The organism is Rhodococcus sp. PD04, assembly GCF_035918275.1.
Taxonomy (GTDB): domain Bacteria; phylum Actinomycetota; class Actinomycetes; order Mycobacteriales; family Mycobacteriaceae; genus Rhodococcus; species Rhodococcus rhodochrous.
The window spans coordinates 4,327,059-4,348,413 of record NZ_CP142143.1; the positions used below are offsets into that span (position 1 = coordinate 4,327,059).

The 21,355-nt window shown below is 71.3% G+C and carries 3 protein-coding genes; 1 reads left to right on the forward strand and 2 read right to left on the reverse strand.

From position 1 onward, the window contains the following. The first annotated feature begins 203 nt into the window (after positions 1-203). Positions 204-719: an arsenate reductase/protein-tyrosine-phosphatase family protein gene (locus tag U9J23_RS19735; protein ID WP_085469151.1), complete on the forward strand. Its 516-nt coding sequence runs from the start codon at positions 204-206 to the stop codon at positions 717-719. Here U9J23_RS19735 and U9J23_RS19740 read toward each other — a convergent pair. Together U9J23_RS19740 and U9J23_RS19745 are read right to left on the reverse strand one after the other, a co-directional pair. Then, the gene (locus tag U9J23_RS19740) at positions 690-2,441 is read right to left on the reverse strand and encodes a polysaccharide biosynthesis tyrosine autokinase (RefSeq protein ID WP_326599933.1); all 1,752 of its coding nucleotides are present in this window, start codon (positions 2,439-2,441) and stop codon (positions 690-692) included. The two genes, U9J23_RS19735 and U9J23_RS19740, sit on opposite strands and share 30 nt — an antisense overlap. Beyond that, positions 2,441-21,247 carry a non-ribosomal peptide synthetase gene (locus U9J23_RS19745; protein ID WP_326599935.1) on the reverse strand — a complete coding sequence of 6,269 codons (18,807 nt, stop codon included), beginning with the start codon at positions 21,245-21,247 and terminating at the stop codon, positions 2,441-2,443. Before U9J23_RS19745 ends, U9J23_RS19740 begins: the two co-directional genes overlap by 1 nt. Positions 21,248-21,355: the final 108 nt, after the last annotated feature.

The following is a 21,355-nucleotide window of genomic DNA, read 5'->3' on the forward strand; positions in this document are numbered from 1 at the left end:
CGAACGGCGCTCTCCCCCACGGTCACACCGAGAATAGAACTCATCAGCCGCCTTCGACGTTGGATGCGCCAGCCGCTTCAGCTTCCCCCGGCGCCCGAAATCACCGACGATGGTACAGAACGTTACCGACCGGTCACGAGGGCCGTTCGGATGACGTATACGGGGACCGAGCACCCTGACGGCGTCTCCCATAGGATCGCCGAATGCGGATTCTCTATGTGTGTACCGGAAACATCTGCCGCTCACCCACCGCAGAGAGGCTGACCACCGCATACGCGGCCGAACAAGGTCGCGGAGATCTCTCGGCGCACAGTGCCGGCACCCGGGCGATGGTCGGTCACGGCATGGAACCCACCGCTGCCCTCGTGTTGCAGCAGCTCGGAGGCGATCCGGACGGATTCGCCGCGCGCCGGATCACCCCGCAGATCGCGGAGGACTCCGACATGATCATCACGATGAGCGAGAAGCATCGCGCCAAGGTGATTCAGCTCGCACCCCGCAGGATGCGGGTGACGTTCACACTGCGCGAGGCTGCCCGGCTGCAGAAGGCCACCGGAGCGCGAACCATCGCAGAACTGACGACGGCCCGGGCGCAGATGTCTGCACCCGGGCCGGAGGACATCGTCGATCCGATCGGCCGCGACGAGGAGACGTTCGTCGCGGTCGGATCCGAGATCGCCGACCTGTTGCTACCTCTCCTCGCCGCTCTCCGATCCTGAGTCGTTCACCGGGCGCCGCGGTGCGTGCACCACGGGCCGCGACAGCGGCTCGGCGGAGGAGTACGCCTGCGGCGCCTGGTAGGGCTCGCTGCCGTACCGCTCCGTTGCCGGCTGCGGCGCCGGCGGGAACTGCTCCGCAGCGCGGTAGTGGTAGGCGTCGTTGCTCGGCGCCGGGTAGGCCTGCGTGGCCGGCGGCTCGACGTGGCGATGACCGTTCTGCGGCCGTGCCGGGCCTTCCACGGGTGCCTGCGTCTGCGGGGCAGGCTGGGCGGCCGGTGCGGTCGGGGCCGGTGCACCGACACGCTGTGTCGCCGGCGTGCTCGTCTGGGCGGCCGCCGGAGCAGCAGCCGGAGCGGCACCGTCCTTGTCGGAGCTGTAGTAGTAGCGGTACTCGTAGGCCGTGCCGCGTCCCTTGGTGGGGGTCATCGCCAGGATCGTGCCGAGCACGGGCGCGTTGATCGCACGCAGGTTGCCGACGGCCCGCGCGAACTGCTCGCGGGTGGTCTTGCCGTAACGCGCGATGAGCAGCGCACCGTCGGCGATGCTCGTCAGGATCGTCGCGTCGGTGACGGGCAGCAGCGGCGGTGCGTCGATGATGACGTAGTCGAAGCGCGACCGCAGGTCCTCGATGACCTCCCGCGCATGCGCGGAACCGAGCAGCTCGGACGGGTTGGGCGGCAGACCGCCCGCAGCGAGCACCCACATGCCGTCGAAACGGGTCGGCTGGAGCACGTCCTCGAGCGAGGCCGTGTGCGCGAGCACGTTCGACAGGCCGGCGTCGCCGAGCGTGGCGAGGTACTTGCTCACGCGCGGGCGGCGCAGGTCGGCTTCGACGAGCACCACGGAGTGACCGGCCTCGGCGAGCACCAGAGCCAGGTTGACGGCCGTGGTGGTCTTGCCCTCACTGGGCAGCGAGCTGGTGACGACGATCGCGCGCGGCGGGTTGTCGACCTCGAGGAACTGCAGGTTGGTCCGCATCTCGCGGTAGGCCTCGGCGTCGCCGCTGTTGGCTTCCGCGAACACGATCGCCGGCTCTTCGTGACGGGCCTTGTCGAGCGGGATCACACCCACCACACCGGTGCCGGCGAGATCCTCGACGGCGTTGCGGTCCTTGATGGTGTTGTCGAGGCGGTCACGCAGCACCGCAAGGGCGATACCGAGCAGCAGACCGACGGCCAGACCCAGCGCGACGTTCCGCGTGGTCTTCGGCGTCACCGGCGACGACGGCGTGGCTGCGTACTGCTCGACCACCACGCGGGCGGTGGGCGGGCCGCCGTCCTCCGGGGTCTCCAGTTCGCGTGCCATGACGACGAATTCGTCCGACAGCGCGTTGGCGAGGTCGCGGGCACGCTCGGGCGACTCGTCGGTGACGGCGGTGTCGATGAGCACCGTGTCGGGAGTCGACGAAGCGGTCACCTTGCCGGCCAGATCGACGGCCGACATGTCGCCGAGACCGAGCTTCTCGAGGGTGCGCTGCGCGAGGGTGGTGCCCTCGAGCAGTTCGGTGTAGGAGGTGACTCGCTGCTGCGAGAACAGGTTGCCCTGGTAGATCTCCTGCACCGATGCGCCCGACGAGGTCGACACGAACAGACGTGTCTTGGCTTCGTACTGCGGCGTGGTCAGCAGGGAGGCGCCGAGAGCGGCAAGAACCGCCACCACCGTCGTGACGGCGACGATCTTCCACCTCGCCTGCAGAATTCGCAGGTAATCATGTACTTCCATCAGGGCGTCTCCCTCGTTGCGGTAACACTGCGTGCGCACCCGGTGGGCGCGGTGTGGGGGTCGTCGTGGCGCTCGAGCACGCTGTCGAGCACCGGGCCGATCGCACGCACCGCGTCCGGATCGGCCAGTTCCGAGTGCGTGAACGGCACCGGATGTTCGACGACGAGACCGCGCACATACCGCTGCCAGGTGGCGGCGATATCTGGGTGCCGGTCGAGATCGGGTGCGGCGACCACCAGGACGATGTCGCCGTCGTATTCGCCGAGAGTGTGCTTGCGCACCGCATCTTCGACGGCCTGCGCGGCGGCGTCGGTGCGGCGCCGGACCTCGGCGACGAGTTCTTCGGGCAGCCCGGCGATGTCGGGTACGTTCTCTGCCGCAGGGTGGGGCTCGGCAGGCACAGTCTCGGGCGTGAGCGTGTCGAGCAGCACTACCGCACCGACCTGCTCTCCGTGCTCGCGGAGCTGCACGGCCATCTCGTGTGCGATGGTGCCGCCCACCGACCAGCCCAGCAGGTGGTAGGGACCATCGGGCCTCACCTTACGGATTTCGGCCACATACCGCGCGGCGAGTTCGCCGATGCTGTCCGGAATGTCGTCGAAGCCCGTTGCCTGGAGACCGTAGAGGGTGCGGCCGTCGAGATGCTGTGCGAGCCCGGCGTACATCCATGCGAGTCCGCTGATGGGGTGCACGCAGAACAGCGGCGGCTTCTCGTCACCGCGACCGGCAATCTCGACGATGCTGCCGAGCGGGTCGCGTTCGTCGTCGCTGCGCGGGTCGCGCTCGTCATTACTGCGGCCGTGTTCGATGCGGTCGGCGAGCGACGCGAGATCCGGGCTGGTGAACAGCCATTCGACGGGAACGTCGGCGCCGAGCGCGTCGCGCAGCTCGCCAGCGACGGTGACGGCCGCGATGGAACTGCCACCGAGGTCGAAGAAGCTTCGGTCGGCGGAGATCTCGTCGACCGGCAGATCGAGGTGGCGGGCGAACACCGCGGCGACGGTCTGTGCGATGCGACCCTGCGGCGCCACATACGGTTCGTCGACCGCGGTGTCGGGGGCGGGCAGCGCCGCGCGGTCGACCTTGCCGGACACCGTCAGCGGCAACGCGTCGACGACGGTGATGCTCGCCGGTCGCAGGTGACGCGGCAGGTCGGCGACGAGCGCGCGACGCAGCGCCGCCATGTCGGGTGCGGTGCCGGTCTCGGGCTGGATGTAGGAGACGAGCACGGTGTCGCCGTCGCGTCCCGGATGCGGGACGGTCACGGCCGCCGCAACTCCCGGACGGTTCAGCAGCGCGGCGTCGACCTCGGCGGGTTCGATGCGGATGCCGTGGATCTTCACCTGGTCGTCGATGCGGGCCACGTAGTCCAGTACCCCGTTCGGCTGGATCCGAACCAGGTCGCCCGTGCGGTACAGCCGCGACCCGCCGTCGTCGAACGGGTTCGCGACGAATCGGGTTGCGGTGAGGCCGGATTCGTAGCGGTAGCCGCGGGCGGTGCTGTCGCCGGTCACGTAGAGCTCGCCGACGGTGCCGCGCGGCACGGGGTGCAGGCGCGAATCGAGCACGTAGGCGGTGGCTCCGGCGACAGGCGTGCCGATGCTCGGCTTGTCGTCACCCATGAGCGGTGCGGAATACGAGACGGCGACGGTGAATTCGGTGGGTCCGTAGCCGTTGACGATCCGGTGCCGCGACCAGCGGCCCACCAGTGCACCGGGCAGGGTCTCACCCGCGGCGACGATCGTCGTCGGCTCGAGTGCCTCGGGGTCGAGGGTGCCGAGCACGGTGGGCGTGAGGTTGAGGTGCGTGACGCGCTCGTCGACGATCAGCTCCTGCAGGGGTTCCCCGGCGAAGGTGTGGTCGGGGGCGATCACGAGGGCGCCGCCGTGCGCGTGGGCGGAGAGCAGTTCGAAGACCGCGGCGTCGAAGGTGTGCGAGGCGACCTGCAGCACGCGCGATTCCGGGCCGAGTGCGAGCAGATCGGTCTGCACGTCGAGCAGCGCCGCGAGTCCGCGGTGGGTGACGTCGACGCCCTTCGGTGTACCCGTGGTGCCGGAGGTATAGATCGTGTAGGCGAGGTCGTCGGATGTCACTGCGGGACGCGGGGGTTCGACGGCGTCGAAGTCGATGCTGCGGTCGGCGGTGAGGTCGAGCCACGTCACGTGGCCGAGTTCGCGGTAGCCGACGGTCAGGCCGATGCGAGCACCGGAGTCGGCGAGGATCGCGACACTGCGCGCGTCGGGCTGGGTGAGGTCGACGGACACCCATGCCGCACCGAGTTTCGTGATCGCCCAGACGGCGAGCGGCCAGTACTCGCTGCGCGGCACGGCGATCGCGACGAGGTCGCCGCGTCGCACGCCGTGGGAGGCGAGCACGGAGGCGATCTCGTCGGCGCGGGCGTCGAGTCCGCCGTACGTCCACGCGACGGTGCCGGAGCGCACCGCGATGCGTCCGCGATGCTGCTCGACGGCAGTCTCCAGGATCTCGGGCAGCGTGCGCGGTGCGACGGCGGGAGCCGACAGCGGTGCGTGCACCGGCACGGCGAGATCGCCGACGGCGCGGTCGGGTTCGGCGAGGGCGGCGGCGAGCATCGCGACGAGGTCGGTGAGCATCGCGTCGCCGGTGGTGTCGTCGAACAGATCCGTCGCGTAGACCAGGCGCAGGTCGAGTCCGGCCTCGTGCTCGACGAGTTCGACGACCACGTCGAACTGCGCGGCCGGTTCCCCGGCGTCGGTCTCGGCGATCTGCACGTCCGGCAGTTGCGGCAGCACCTCGCCGGCCTCGACGCGGTGCGTGAGCAGCACCTGGAAGAGCGGGCTGTACGACGGGTCGCGCCGCGGCGCGAGGCGCGCGACGACCTCGTCGAACGGCACGTCGGCGTGCGCGAGCGCGCCGAGGTCGGTGGCCCGCACATCACGCAGCAGATCGGTGAACGGACGCGACGGGTCGACGGCGGTGCGCAGCACGACGGTGCCGACGAACATGCCGACGAGCCGGTCGAGACGCGCATCGGGGCGACCCGCGATCGCGGTGCCGACGGCGATGTCGGTGCGTCCGCTGCGACGCGCGAGCATCGCGGCGAGCACCGCGTGGACGAGCATGAACACCGTGACGTCGTGGCTGCGCGCGACATCCCGGAGGCGACGGTGGGTCTCGGCGTCGAGCGTCGAGACGATCTGCGCGCCACGGTGCGTCGGCTGCGCGGGGCGCGGCCGGTCGGCGGGCAACGGCAGCGGGCCGTCGGGGATGCCGGCAAGTGTGGTGGCCCAGTAGTCGAGTTGACGGGCGGCGAGCGAACTCGGGTCGGTGACGTCGCCGAGCAGTTCGTGCTGCCAGCGCGCGTAGTCGCCGTAGGTGACGGGCAGCGACTCGAAGACCGGCGCTTCTCCCCCGCGACCCGCGGCGTAGGCGACGGCGAGATCGGTGAGCAGCGGACCGACCGACGCGCCGTCGAACGCGATGTGGTGCACGGCGGCGGCGAGTACCCAGCAGCCGGGTTCGACGTCGAACAACCGGATCCGCATCGGTGCCTGCGTGGTGATGTCGAAGGGCGTGGTGATCGTGGCGGTCACGGCTGCGGCGACGTCTTCCGGCGCGGAGTGTTCGAGCACCGGCGGGTCGACGGGCACCTGGACGTCGTCTGTGAAGGCGGTGCGCAGCACGCGGTGACGGTCGACGACATCGCTCACCGCATCGGCGAGGGCGTCGACGTCGAGGTTGCCGCTCAGCGTCAGCACGACCGGCACGAGATACCCGGCGGTGCCGGTCTCGGCGCGCGCGACGATGCCGAGGCGGCGCTGCGCGGGCGCGATCGGTGCCAGGGTGTCGTCGTCGTAGTGCCGCAGCGCGACGCGCTGGTCGTCGCCGGATTCGATGCGGGCGGCGAGCGCGGCGAGCGTGGGGGCGGCGAGCACCTCGCGCACCGGCACGTCGGTGTCGAACGCCTCGCTCAGGCGCGCGGCGAAGACGACGGCCGACAGCGAGTCACCACCGGCGGTGAAGAACCCGCGGTGCGCGGCCGGGCGGGCGCCGAGCACGTCCTCGGCGACGGTGACGACGAGATCCTCGGCGTCGGTGAGCGGCCGGTCGAGGGCTTCATCGTCGTCGAGTGCGGCGGCGTCGTGCAGTTCGAGCGCGGCGACGTCGAGCTTGCCGTTGGGGGTGAGGGGCAGCTGGGCGAGCGCGTGCACGCGGGTCGGCATGCGATGCGGCGGTACGACGAGCGCGAGTCGCGCGGTGATGTCGTCGGCCGACAGGTCCGGGCCGGCCGCGAACGCGACGAGCGTGCCGCTCACCGCGACCACCGCGGCCTGCCGGATGCCGGACTGGGCGAGCAGCGTGGCTTCGAGTTCGCCGGGTTCGATACGCACGCCGCGCACCTTGAGCTGGCGGTCGGTGCGGCCGAGATAGCCGAGGGTGTCGTCGACGCGGCGGTGGACGCGGTCGCCCGTGCGGTACATGCGTGCACCGCCGGGGGCGGCGACGAAGCGTTCGGCGGTGCGGGCCGGGTCGTCGAGATATCCGGCGGCGAGGCCTTCACCCGCAAGGTACAGCTCGCCGACCGCGCCGGCCGGCACGGGCCGCAGGCGTGCGTCGAGCACGTGGGCGACGGTGCCGGGGACGGGCCTGCCGATGCTCGGGCGGGTGCCGGGTTCGATGTCGACGAGGGTCGCGACGATCGTGGCCTCGGTCGGTCCGTAGGCGTCGAGCATCACGCGGCCGTCGGCCCAGCGCGCCGCGAGCGACGGCGACAGCGATTCGCCACCGGACGCGACGACCTTCAGGTCGGGCAGTCCCTCGGGGTCGAGGGTGCCGAGCACCGTGGGCGTCGACAGGTAGTGAGTGATGCGCTGCTCGGCGAGGTAGCGGTGCAGGTCCTGACCGGCGTAGACGTCCGGGGGTGCGACGACGAGCGTCGCGCCGGTGGTGTGGGCGAGCAGCAGTTCGAGCAGTGCCGCGTCGAACTCGGGTGAATAGCCGTGCAGTACGCGGTCTCCGGGCTCCACCCGGTAGCGCTCGGCGGCTTCGGCGGCGAGCGGGGCGAGTCCGCGGTGCGTCACCGCGACCCGCTTCGGGGTGCCGGTGGAGCCGGAGGTGGACACGACGTAGGCGGTGCCGGGCAGGCACGTCTCCCCTGCCTGCCGCGAATGGGTGAAGGCCGCACCGGTCTTGGTGATCGCCCACAGGGTGCGGATGTAGTCGACGCTGCGCGGTGCGTCGATGCGCACGATTCGGCCGTCCCGCGCGCCGTCGGCCCGCAGTTCGTCGGCGAGGGCGTCGGACTGTTCGTCGAGTTCGCGGTAGGTGAGCGATTTGCCGTCGCCGCGCAGGGCCTCGCGGTCGGGATGCGCGGCGGCGGTGGCGCGCAGCATCTCGGCGAGGGTGCGGGTCGGGGCCGGTTCGCCGCCGTCGAGGGCAGCGGCCGGGGCGTCGACGGCCATTTCACCGATGGTCGTGTCGGGTGCGCTCGCCAGGTTGCCGAGCAGCGCGACGAACCGGGTGACGAGCAGTTCGGCGGTGCGGCCGGCGAAGCGGGCGGCGTCGAACACGAGCGTGCCGGCGTAACCGGCGGGGCGTGGGGCGAGCGTGAACTGCAGGTCGAACTTCGGTGTGTCGTCGAGGACTTCGCGGGCCTCGACCGTGAGCTCCCCGAGGCTGATCGGATCGATTCCGAAGTCCTGCAACGCCAGCGCGACCTGCGGTGTGCCGCTCTGTCGCTCCGACAGCAGCTGCTCGTAGGGCACGGCAACGTGGTCGAAGGCGGCGACGGCGAAATCGCGGACCTGGCCGAGCAGTCTGGCGAACGACATGTCGGGGGCCACGCGGGCGCGCAGCACGAGGGTGTCGAGGAACGGGCCGACGAGGTCTTCGAGCTGCGCCCAGCGACGTCCGCCCACCACGGCGGCGACGGCGATGTCGTCGCTGCCGCCGAGTCGCGCGAGCAGCACCGACAGCGCGGCGTGCAGCACCATGAACTCGGTGGCGCCGTGGGCGCGGGCGAGATCGGCGAGCGCGTCGCGCACATCGGCGGGAACCGTGAAGTCGACGCTGCGCGCACCGGTGTCGGTTCCGGTGGCGTCGGCGGGCAGTTCGGTGACGGTGAGACCGTCGAGGGCGCGCCGCCAGTGCTCGAGGTCGCGTTCGGGGATGCCGCGTTCGGCTTCCCACAGGGCGTAGTCGGCGTACTGCAGCGGCAGCGGTTCCCACTGCGGGGCCGCACCGTTCACGCGGGCGAGATAGGCGATGGTGAGGTCGCGCAGCAGCGGCTTCAACGACGTGCCGTCGGCGATCGAATGGTCGACGTCGAGGTGCAGCACGTGCTGGTCGGGGCCGGTGCGTTCGAGTCGCACGCGCCACCGGTCGCTGCGCGGCGCCTCGTGGACCTGCTGGTACACGCCGTCGCCGTCGACGATGTAGTCGGTGCGCAGGATCTCGTGGCGCAGCGCGACGTCGCCGAGGGCGGCCTGCAGGGCACCGAGGTCGAGCGGTCCGCTCAGGTTGACCTCGCTGCGCAGCCGGTAGGCATCGGGGGCGAGCGAACTCAGTCCCCACAGGCGACGCTGGGCGCGGCTGAGCGGGATCCGTTCCGGTCGCGGCGACACGGCGACGGGTCCGGCGTCGGTGTCGAAACCACCGGCGTCGAGGGCGGCGGCGAGTGCGTCGACGGTGGGGTTCGCGAAGACGGTGCGCAGCGGCACGTCGGTGCCGGTCTCGTCGCGCAGGCGTCCGACGAGGACGGTGGCGAGCAGCGAGTTGCCGCCGACGGCGAAGAAGTCGTCGGTGCGTCCCACCGCGGTGCCGCCGCCGAGGACGTCGCCGATGATGCGGGCGACGAGCGCTTCGGTCTCCGTGCGGGGTTCGCTGCCTTCCCCGGCTGCGGGTTCGGGCAGTGCGGCGGCGTCGATCTTGCCGTGGGAGGTGAGTGGGATGGCGGCCAGCGGCACGATCGCGGTGGGCACGAGGTGCGCGGGCAGAACGGTGCGCAGCTGGGCTCGCAGGTCTGTGTCGTCCAGGTTGTTGCCGTCGAGGTTCTCACCGGTGACGTAGGAGACGAGACGACCGCTGCGCACGAGCGTCACGGCCCGGTCGACGCCGTCGAGCGCGGTAAGGGCGGTATCGATCTCGCCGGGTTCGATGCGCACACCGCGCAACTTGATCTGGTTGTCGCTGCGGCCGACGAATTCGAGGGCACCGGCACGGGTCCAGCGCACGAGGTCGCCGGTGCGGTAGCGGCGGCCGTCGGGTCCGGCAACGAACCGCGCCGCGGTACGCGCGGCGGCGGCGCGGTAGCCCGACGCGAGTCGCGGTCCCGAGACGTACAGTTCGCCGACCACGCCGGCGGGCACGGGACGCAGGCGCTCGTCGAGGACCTCGACGGTGACGCCGCGGACCGGGGTGCCGATGACGATGTCGTCGCCGGGTCGCAGCGGCTGCGAGTTGGTGACGAACATCGTGGCCTCGGCCGGGCCGTAGCTGTTGACGAGGGTGCGCCCGTCTCCCCAGCGGTCGACGATCTCGCGGGTGAGCCGGTCGCCGCCGAGCACGAGGGTGCGCAGGGCCGGCAGGTCGCGCACCGGCACGGTCGCGAGCGTCGACGGCGTCATCACCGCGTGGGTGATCGCGGCACTGTCGAGCAGGTCGCCGAGGGCAGCGCCACCGTAGCTGTCGGCGTCGGCCACCACGAGCGTCGCGCCGGAGATGCCGGCGGTGAGCATCTCGAGCATCGCGGCGTCGAACGACGGTGCCGCGACGTGCAGGACGCGATCGCCCGGGAAGGCTGCGAGGTATTCGCCGATGTCCTCGGCGAACGCGCTCGCGGCGCGCTGGGTGACGGTGACGGCCTTGGGGTGTCCGGTGGTGCCGGAGGTGAAGACGAAGTAGGCGGGGGCGTCGGGTGCGGGATCGACGACGTCGGCGAGCGGTTCCTCGTCGTCGGAGGTCACCTCGAGCCACCGCACGGTCGCCGGAAGTGTCGGCGCTTCACCGACTCCCACATGCACGTCGGCGAGCATCTCGGCCAGGCGCGCGGTGGGGGCGGTGGGGTCGACGAGCATCGGTGCGGCGCCGGCGCCGATGATGCCCCACACGGCGACCACCGATTCGAGCGAACGCGGGTAGGCGCACGCGACCGGATCGCCCGGGCGCACTCCGACGAGCTGGAGGCGCGCGGCGAGAGCGTCGGCGTAGTACAGCAGTTCGGGATACGACAGTTCGCGGTCGCCGTCCACGATCGCGAGTTCCTCGCCACCGGCGGCCGCACCCTGCGCGAGCCACTGCCGCAGCGACCGGGATGCACCCGGTGTGGCGCCGACGGTGGGTAAATCGACGTCGCCGTGCAGGTCGATCTCACCGACCCGCACGTCCGGATCGGCTGCGGCCGCGCTGAGGATCGCACGCAGACGGTCGGCGTAGGCGGCGACGGTGTCGGCGTCGTACAGGTCTGTGCTGTAGAAGAATTCGAGGTCGATGCCGTCCTGCTGTTCGGTGACGGTGACCTGCACGTCGACGTTGACCGTCTCGGTGTCGACGGGTGCGGCGGTGACGTTGAGCCCCGGCAACGCGAAGGTCGACGCGACGGGTCGTGCCTGCGACAGCGCCACCTGGAACAGCGGATGGCGCGCTTCGCTGCGGGCGGGCTGCAGCTTCTCGACGAGCGTCTCGAACGGTGCGTCGGGGTTGCTGTAGGCGGCGAGGTCGCGGCGGTGCACCTGCGCGAGCAGGTCGGTGAAGGGGGCGTCGGGGTCGACGTCGGTGCGCAGCACGAGGGTGCCGGCGAACATGCCGACGACGTCGTCGAGCTGCGGGTCGCCGCGACCGGAGACGGCGGTGCCGATGGGGATGTCACGACCGGCACCGTGGCGCGCGAGCAGCGCCGCGAGTGCGGCGTGCAGCACCATGAACACCGTCGCGCGACCCTCACGGGCCAGCGTGTGCAGTCCGCGGACGAGGTCGGCGTCGAGCGAGACGGTGTGGGCGGCACCGTGTCCGGTGGGCTGCGCGGGTCGCGGGCGGTCACCGGGCAGGGTCACCTCGTCGGGCAACTCGGCGAGTTCGCCCAGCCAGTACGGGATCTGCTCGTCGGCGACGCTGCGCTGCCACCGCGCGTAGTCGGTGTACTGGACGGGCAGCGCGGGGAGTTCGGGGGTCGCGCCGGTGAGGCGGGCGTCGTAGGCGACGGCGATATCGCGCAGCAGCGGCGTGAGCGACCAGCCGTCGGCCGCGATGTGGTGCAGGACGACGAGCAGCACGTGCCGGTCGGGTGCCGTCCGGTACAGGCGCATGCGGGCCGGGGGTTCGACGGTGAGATCGAATCCGGTGGTGGCGTAGTCGCGGACGAACTCGTCGAGGGCGTCCTCCGGCACGGCCACCGGGTCGAGATCGGGGCGTGCGGCGGGCAGCACGGTGTACTCGTCGGCGGCCGGGTAGACGGTACGCAGCGTGCGGTGCCGTTCGAGCACGTCGGTCACGGCGGCGGTGAGGGCGTCGAGGTCGAGGTTCCCGTCGAGCCGCACCGCGAAGGGCAGGTTGTAGCTCGGGGACGCCGGGTCGAAGCGGTTGATGAACCACAGGCGCTGCTGCGCCGCCGACAGCGGGGCGGGCGCGTCGGGGTCGGCGACGAGAGGTGCGCGGCGCGAGCGGGTCTCACTGTTCTCGTCGACGAAGGCGGCGAGCGCTGCGACGGTGCGGTTCTCGAAGACGTCGCGCACGGTGACGTCGGTGTCGAGTACGTCCGACAGGCGACCGGCGAGGCGCGTGGCGAGCAGCGAGTTGCCGCCGAGGTGGAAGAAGTCGTCGTCGGCGCCGAGGGTGCCGGGGGCGATGCCGAGCAGTTCGGCGCACACGTCCGCGACGAGTTCTTCGACCGGTCCGTGCGGTGCCGCTCCCCCGCCGGCGGTGACGTCGGGGGTGGGCAGCGCGGCGCGGTCGAGTTTGCCGTTGGCGGTGAGCGGCAGCGCGTCGAGGACCACGGCGGCCGACGGGACGAGGTGGTCGGGCAGGCTGCGGCGCAGGTCGCGCAGGGCCGCGGTGGCATCGCCGCCGACGAGGTAGGCGACGAGGCGGTCGTCGCGCAGCAGCACGACGGCCTGGCGTACGCCTTCGCTGCGCAGCAGGGCGGCTTCGACCTCGCCCGGTTCGATGCGGTAGCCGCGCAGTTCGATCTGCTGGTCGGCGCGACCGAGATAGTGCAGGGCACCGCTGGTGTCGCGGCGGCCGAGGTCGCCGGTGCGGTAGCGGCGGGTGCCACCGGGGGCGGCGACGAAGCGGGTCGCGGTCTGGCCGGGACGTCCGCGGTAGCCGCGCGCGAGTTGGTCTCCGCGCACGTACAGTTCGCCGATCGCCCCGGGCAGTGCGGGTCGCAGCGACGAATCGAGCACGTCCACGGCGAGACCGGGCAGCGGCGCACCGATGCCGGTCGCGGCGGCGTCGCCGAAGGTCACGTGCACGGTGGTCTCGGTGATGCCGAACATGTTGACCACCCGCACATGCGGATGACGCTCGGCCCACGGGCGCACCCGCGCGGGGTCGAGGGCTTCGCCGCCGAAGATCAGCAGCCGCAGGTCCTCGAGCGGCGCGTGATCGGCGGCGGCGAGCTGGTAGAAGGCCGTGGGGGTCTGGTTGAGCACCGTCACCCGATTGCTCGTGAGCACGTCCACGAAGGCCGCCGGGTCGCGCACGGTGAGGTGATCGACCACCACGACAGACGCGCCGGTGGCCAGCGGTGCCCACATCTCCCACACCGAGAAGTCGAAGGCCGGCGAGTGGAACAGCGTCCACACGTCGTCGGCGCACAGTCCGAACTCGTCGACGGTCGCGGCAAGCAGCGACAGCACGTTGCGGTGCGTGACCTGCACGCCCTTGGGGGTTCCGGTGGAACCGGACGTGTAGACGACGTAGGCGCCGAGATCCGCGACGAGCGGGAAGTCGAACAGGGCGCCGTCGTCGAGACGGCCGGCCACCTCCGGATCGTCGAGTCGCAGCGTCGGCACGCGGACGTCGGTGAACTCGCTGTCGGTGACGACCAGCGAGGGCTGCGCGTCGTCGAACAGGGCCTGCAGGCGCGTCGCGGGATGCGTGACGTCGACGGGCAGGTAGATGCCGCCGGCGCGGGAGACGGCGAGGATCGCGACGACGAGGTCGGGGGTCCGCGGCAGTGCGACGGCGACGACGTCCTCGGCGGTGACGCCGCGTTCGCGGAGGAGTTTGGCGAGCGCGCCCGAGCGCGACCACAGCGCGCCGTAGCTGAGGGAGTACCCGTCCCCCACCACGGCGACGGCCGCCGGATCGTCGGCCACGCGTTGCGCGACCAGCTCGGGCAGCGACTCTGCCGAAAGTTGTTGCGCGACGCCGACGGGGGTGAGGTCGGCGTCGCCCAACTCGATACCGCCGACCGACACAGCCGGGTCGGCGGTAACGGCATCGAGGATACGCACGAACCACGACTGCCACTGCACAATCGTGTGCGAATCCAAAAGTTCGTCCGCGTACGTAAGGATCGTTTCCAAACCGGCGGGCACACCGGTCTCGGAACGGCGTTCGCGGACGGTCAGTTCGAGGTCGACGCGGGCCGTGCCCACGGGGATCTCGCGGATGGTCCTGGAGCTGCCGGGCAGCGTGAACTCGTCGAGCGAGAACGACTCGTACGCCAGGATGACCTGGAACAACGGGTGATGTGCGTCGGTGCCGGCACCTACCGCGTCGACGATGCGATCGAACGGCACGTCGGCGTGGGCGAAGGCGTCGAGGTCGGCGCGGCGGGTGTCGGCGAGCAGGTCGGCGAAGGTGCGGCGCGGATGCACCCGCAACCGCAGCGGCACGGTGCCGACGAACATGCCCACCACGTCGTCGACCGCGGCGTCGCTGCGTCCGGAGACCGGTGTGCCGATCGTGACGTCGTCGGTGGCGGCGAGTGCCGACAACAGCGTCGCGAAGGCCGCGTGCATCACCATGAACGGCGTGACGTCGTGGGCCCGAGCGAGCTTGTCGATCGCGGCGTGCAGTTCGGCGGGGATCGTGAAGCTCGCACGACCCGCGGTACCGGTGGTCGCCGCGCTGCGGGGACGATCGGTGGGCAGCGCAAGCAGCGGCGACGCGTCGTCGAGGGTCTGCTTCCAGAAGGCGAGCTGCCGGGCCGCGAGGCTGTCGGCGTCGTTCTCGTCGCCGAGCACGGCCCGGTGCCAGCGCGCGTAGTCGCGGTAGGTGACCGCCGGTGCCGACAGTTCGGGCGTCTCCCCGTCGCGGTGGGCGCGGTAGGCGGCGACGGCGTCGCGTCCGAGCGGCAGCAGCGACAGGCCGTCGGCGGCGATGTGGTCGATCACCACGGCGAGCACGTAGCCGGAGTCCGTCCGGTACAACCGGGTGCGGATCGGCGGGTTGACGGTGAGATCGAAACGCGCGCGAGCGAATTCGGTCAGCTCCGCATCGAGGTCGGTGCCGGCGTCGACGGGCTCGAGGTCGAACGTCACCGACGACAGCACGTGCTGGCGCGGGCCGGACGGGCTGTCGGGGAAGACCGTGCGCAGCGAGTCGTGGCGAGACAGCACGGTGGCGGTGGCCGCGCGCACGGCGTCGAGGTCGGTGTCGGCGTCGAGGTCGAGCGCGAAGGCGATGTGGTCGCCACCGTCGATGCCGTCGGCCACGTCGAACCGGTTGAGCAGCCACATGCGCTGCTGCGCCGGTGCGAGCGGGGCATCGCTGTCGTCTTCGACGTGCACGAGCGGCAGGTGCTCACCGGTGGGTTCCTCGGCGAGCAGGTTCGCGAGTTCGGCGACGGTGGGGTGCTCGAAGATGTCGCGCACACCCACCCGGCGCCCCGCGACTCCCCGCAGGCGCGCGGCGAGCTGGGTCGCGAGCAGCGAGTTGCCGCCGACGGCGAAGAAGTCGTCGGATCCGGCGACGCTCGGCAGGTCGAGCAGGTCAGCGACGACGCCGGCGACGAGTTCTTCGGTGGCGCTGCGATATCCGTCGGTGCGGGTCGCGGTGACCTCAGGCTCGGGCAGCGCGGCGCGGTCGATCTTGCCGGTGCTGGTGAGCGGGAACGCGTCGAGCACGGTGACGGTCGCGGGCACCATGTGCCGGGGCAGACGCTCGGCGGCCCATTCGCGGATCTCGTGCGGGTCGAGGCGGCCGTTGCGGCTGTGCACGTAGGTGGCGAGGGTGTCGCCGCGCACCACGGTCACGGCGGTGCCGATGCCCGGGTGGGTCTGCAGGGTCGCGTCGATCTCGCCGAGTTCGATGCGGAAGCCGCGGATCTTGACCTGGTGGTCGCTGCGGCCGACGAACTCGAGAGCGCGGTCGTCGTCGTGTCCCGTCCAGCGGACGAGATCGCCTGTGCGGTAGAGGCGTCCGGTGCCGTACGGGTTGGCGACGAACCGGTCGGCGGTGAGCGCGGGAGCGTCGAGGTAGCCGCGGGCGACGCCCTGTCCCCCGAGATACAGCTCGCCGGTCACGCCTTCGGGCACGGGGCGCAGGCGTTCGCTGAGCACCACTGCGGTGACGCCGACGAGGCCGGTGCCGATGGTGAGCCGGTCGCCGGGTTCGAAGGGTTCGCTCGACGTGGCGAGCACCGTCGTCTCGGTGGGTCCGTAGACGTTGAGGAGAGTGCGGCCGGGTGCCCAGCGTTCGGCGGTCTCGACCGGCCATGCCTCGCCGCCGATCGCGATGGTGCGCAGGGCGTCGAGTCCGGTGGGGTCGAGCTGGGTGGGCACCGAGGGCGTCGAGAACCAGTGGGTGATGCCTTCGGTGCGAAGCAGTTCCACGAGTTCGTCGCCGCCGAACAGGTCGGCGGGCGCGACCACCAGTGTGCCGCCGGAGGTGAGTGCCAGGACGTATTCGAGCACCGCGCCGTCGAAGGCAGGGGTTGCGAAGTGCAGCACCCGTGCTTCGGTTGCGGTGTCCGAGATGGTGGGCAGGTCGAAGCGCTCGACGAACGACTGTGCGAGCGGGCCGAGTCCGCGATGCGAGACCACCACGCCCTTGGGCCGGCCGGTGGAGCCCGAGGTGTAGACAACGTAAGCAGTGTTGTCGACGTGCAGCGGCCGCACTCGATCCGCGTCGGTGATCGGGCGGGTGTCGCCCTCGACGGTGAAGGCGATCGGCTCGACCCCGTCGGGCAGCGCGACATCGCCGTCGACGATCGCGTACCGCGCGCCGGATGCGCCGAGCAGCTGGGCGATGCGCGCGGCGGGCTGGTTGGGGTCGACAGGCACGAAGGCCGCGCCGCTCAGGGCGACGGCCGCGGCGGCGAGCACCGAACGCGTCGACCGCGAGAGCACGACGGCCACACGGTCTTCCGTCCCGATACCCCGCTCGATCAGCGTCCACGCGAGCGGGCGTGCCGCCGTGCGGATCTCGATGGCCTGTCCACCGGGCTCGGTCACGCAGGCCGGCGATCGGTCGACGATCTCGGCGAAGGTCGCTTCCGGGCCGGGTTCGGCCGGCTCGACGGAGAGGGTGCCGAGATCCAGGTCGCCGACGGGCAGCGACGGATGCTGCGCGACCTGCTCGAGCACTCCGCTCAGGCGGGTCACCCAGCGGCCGATGGTGTCGTCGTCGAACAGCTTCGTGTCGTAGACGAGACGGCCGGTGAGCGATCCGTCGCGCAGTTCGCGCAGCGAGATCTCGAGGTCGAATCGCGCCTGCGACGAGGCGATCTCCTGCGGCCGCACCGTGAGGCCGGGCAGTTCGAGGTCGGGCACGTCCACGTTGTCGTAGGCGAGCATGACGTGGAAGGGCGAGAAGCCGAGGGCGTCGACGACGTAGTCGAAGGGCACGGTGGCGTGCGCGAAGGCGTCGAGGTCGGTGTCGCGGGCCTGCGCGAGCAGCGACGTGAACGGCTGGGCCGGGTCGACATTCGTCCGTAGGGTGACGGTACCGACGAACATGCCGACGAGTGCGTCGAGGTCGGGATGGTCGCGACCGGCCGTTCCGGTGCCGATGGCGATGTCGTGCCCGGACGTCCAGGCAGCGAGCCACACGGCGACGGCGGCGTGCACGGCCATGAAGGTGGTGGCGTCGTGCGCGGCGGCGACGGACCGCAGCGCCGCGACCTGGTCGGCGGGCACCGTGAAGTCCACGGCCGCAGCGGGACCGAAGCCGCCGTTGCGGGGGCGGTCGGTGGGCAGCGGCGCCGCGTCGGCGAGACCGTCGAGTGTGCGGGTCCAGTAGTCGATCTCGCGACCGGCGCGGGTGTCGGGCGCCGCCGGATCGCCGAGACGATCGAGATGCCACTGCGCGTAGTGCCGGTAGTGCAGCGGCAGCGGCGTCCAGACGGGCGCCTCCCCTGCCGTGCGGGCGAGGTAGGCGGTGGCGACGTCGGCGGTGAGCGGCACGAACGACGCACCGTCGAGCGCGATGTGGTGGGCGACGACGGCGAGCACGTGCTTGTCGTCGGCGAGTCGCAGCAGGCGGATGCGGAACGGGATCTGCGCGGTGAGGTCGAACGGTTCGGCCGCCCACTCGGTGATGAGCGCTTCGACATCGCCCTCGGCCGTTTCGGGTTCGAGTGCGAGACCGGCGACGGCACGGTCGAGCGGCAGCACGTCCTGCACCGGGCCGTCGAGCTCGAGGCGGAACAGCGTGCGGAGGGTTTCGTGCCGGTCGAGGACGTCCACCACCGCGGCCTGCAGCGCCGGGAGGTCGAGGGCGCCGTCGAGGTGCAACGCGAACGGCAGGTGGTAGGCGGCGGGATCACCGTGTGCCCGGGCGAGCAGGAACAGTCGGCGCTGCGCGGGGGCGAGCGGTGACGGTCCTGTGTCGGGGGTGGCGACGGGTCGCGATTCCGATTCGGGTCGCTTCGCCGCGGCTGCCGCCAGTCGGGCGACGGTCGGGTGGGCGAACACGTCGCGCAACTGCACGTCGCGGCCCAGCGCGGCACCGAGACGGGCGGCGAGTTGCGCGGCGCCGAGCGAGTGACCGCCGAGCGCGAAGAAGTCGTCGTCGGCTCCGATGTCGTCGATGCCGGTGAGTTCGGCGAACAGCTCGGCGACGATCTTCTCGGTCGGGCCGTGGGGCGGCCGCGATCCGACGGCCACGGCACGCTCGGGTGCGGGCAGCGCGCGCCGGTCGACCTTGCCGCCCGGCGTGAGGGGCAGCGCCTCGAGCACGGTGATCGACGACGGACGCAGATAGGTGGGTAGTTCGTCGGCGAGGCGGACGGTGAGGTCGGCGGGGTCGACGTCGCCCACGACGTAGGCGGCGATGTGCTCACCGTGGACGGTGACGGTCGCGGCCTGCACCTCGTCGAAGGCGATAAGCGCGGCTTCGATCTCGCCGAGTTCGATGCGGTAGCCGCGGATCTTCACCTGCTGGTCGGCGCGGCCGAGGAATTCGAGGTGACCGTCGGTGGTCCAGCGGGCGCGGTCGCCCGTGCGGTACATGCGCCCACCGAACGGTGAGGCGACGAAGCGTTCGGTGGTGAGGGCCGGGGCACCGAGGTAACCGCGCGCGACGCCCGGGCCCCCGAGATACAACTCGCCGATCACGCCGGCGGGCACAGGATGCAGACGCGAGTCGAGGACGACGGCGGTGGTGCCGTCGATCGGCCGGCCGATGGGCACGCCCGCGCCGGGCTGTAGCGGGTCGCTGAGGGTCGCGAGAATCGTGGTCTCGGTGGGCCCGTAGGCGTTGAGCATGGTGCGGCCGGTGGACCAGCGATCGGCCACGGCCTGCGGAAGTGCTTCGCCACCGGCGTCGAGAACCTGCAGGTCGGGCAGGCTGTCGTCGGGGGTGACGGCGAGGATCGCCGGTGCGGTGATCGCGTGGGTGACGGCTTCGCTGCGCAGCAGGGTTGCCAGCGCCGGTCCGCCGACAGCATCGGGCGGGCAGATCACCAGGGTGGCACCGGAGTCGAATGCCAGGAACAGTTCCTGCAGCGACGCGTCGAAGGACGGCGATGCGAGGTGCAGCACCCGCGACGTCTCGTCGGCACGGTAGCGATCGCGCAACGTCGACACGAGCGCCGACACACCGCGGTGGCCCACCGCGACGGCCTTCGGGGTGCCGGTGGAACCAGAGGTGTGGATGACCCACGCCGTGTTGTCGACATGCAGCGGCCGCAGGCGATGCTCGGCCGTGAAGGTCTCGCCGGAACCGTCGGTGGGCGGCGCGATGCGGGTGACGTGCTCGGGCAGCGCCGGGTGGTCGTGGGCGACGGCGATCCGCACGTCGCGCAGCACCTGCTCGAGGCGACGGGCGGGAAGCTCGGGATCGAGCGGGGTGTAGGCGGCACCCGTCTTGGCGACGGCCCACAGCGCGACCACCGAATCGATCGAGCGAGGCAGCAGCACCGCGACGCGCTCTTCGGGGCCGGCACCGGCCGCGACCAGCGCATGAGCGAGCGCATCGGAGCGAGCGTCGAGTTCGCGGTAGGTGATGCTGTCGTTTCCGTCCACGACGGCGACGGTGTCGCTCGCGGCGTGGCGGGTGAGGACGTCGGGCAGCAGTTCGGGCTCGGGCGCGGTGCGTCCGCGGGCGGGAGCCAGGCCGTCGAGTTCGGCCGGGTCGGCGAGGGCGAGATCGCCCACCGCGACGCCCGCGTTCTGCACGAATTCCTTCAGGAAGCCGCGGAAACGGCTGTGCAGCGACGAGAGGTGCTCGTCGCTGTAGAGATTGGGGTTGGCCTCGAAGTCGACGCGCATCGTGCGGCCGGCGACGCCCGGGTAGACGTTGACGGCGAGGTCGTCGATCGGACCGCTGGACTGGTGGTGGTACTCCCCCGTCACGTCGCCGAAGGCGATCTCGGGATGGAACATCATCAGGTTGACGGTGGGGCCGAACGGGCTCGCCGCCTCGTCGCGGGAGCGGCCGAGACTGCGCAGATCCGCGAGCATGTCTTCGTACCGATACCGCTGGTGGCGCAGGGTGCTGCTCAGTTCCACCTGCACGTCGCGGATGAGCTCGACGGGTGTGGTTGCAGGATCCACGCATAGGCGCAACGGCACGACGTTGGCGAGAACACCAGCGGACCGACGCAGCGCGGCGGTGGTGCGAGCGGAGACGGGCAGGCTGAGTACGACATCGACCACGCCCGTCGTCCGAGCGAGGAACGCGCCGAACGCCGCGAGGACGATCGGCACGTCGGTGGAGTTCGCGTCGTGGGCGAGCGACGAGACCGCGGCAGCCGTGTCGGCGTCGAGTTCGGAGTTCGCTCGGCGCGCCGGCACCCCGAGAGGTGCCTCGTGATCGACGAACGACACGGATTCGGGCAGGTCGGCGAGGCGCTCGAGCCAGTGCTGTCGGTCGGTGTCCTGGCGCTTCGAGCCCACATAGGCGGCCTCGACTTCGAGAATGTCGGCAATCGGCATCGCCTTGAGCGGCGGCGCCTCGGAGCCCGAGACCCACGCCGAATACAACTCGGCGGCGCGGTTGAGCATGTTGACCGCGCCCTGGCCGTCGAGCGCGATGTGGTGGACGTAGCTCGACAGGAAGTAGCGGTCGTCCGCGATGCGCAGCACGGTGGTGGCGATGAGCCGGTCGCTCAGCAGGTCGAGGGGCTTCGTGTACTGCTCGGTCATCCAGCGATGAGCTGCAGCTTCCGGGTCCTTCTCGGACCGCAGGTCCAGATAACGCGGCGCGTCCTCGATATCGGCGACGACCTTCTGGAACGGCTTGCCGTCCTGTTCGACGAGCACGACAGTGCCCGACTCGACCTCGCGCGCAGCCTGATTACAGGCGTCCCGAACCAGGTCCGCGTCGAGATCGCCACGGAACTCGACGTATTGCGCCGTGGTGAACGGTATGTCGGGATTCAGTTGCTGCGCGAACCACAGGCCCCGCTGACTCGGGGACAGCGGAAGTAGATGCACCACGCTCCCCTCGTCCTCCCGACACGATTCAGGACACGGGAAGTGCAGAACCCTCCCCTGTCATGCGATCGTGGACGGAGCCTCCCAACTCCACGGTCACGATCACCGTGC

Coding starts and splice junctions, on each gene's coding strand:
- U9J23_RS19735 (WP_085469151.1), top strand. CDS start 204: ATGCGGATTCTCTATGTGTGTACCGGAAACATCTGCCGCTCACCCACC.
- U9J23_RS19740 (WP_326599933.1), bottom strand. CDS start 2,441: ATGGAAGTACATGATTACCTGCGAATTCTGCAGGCGAGGTGGAAGATC.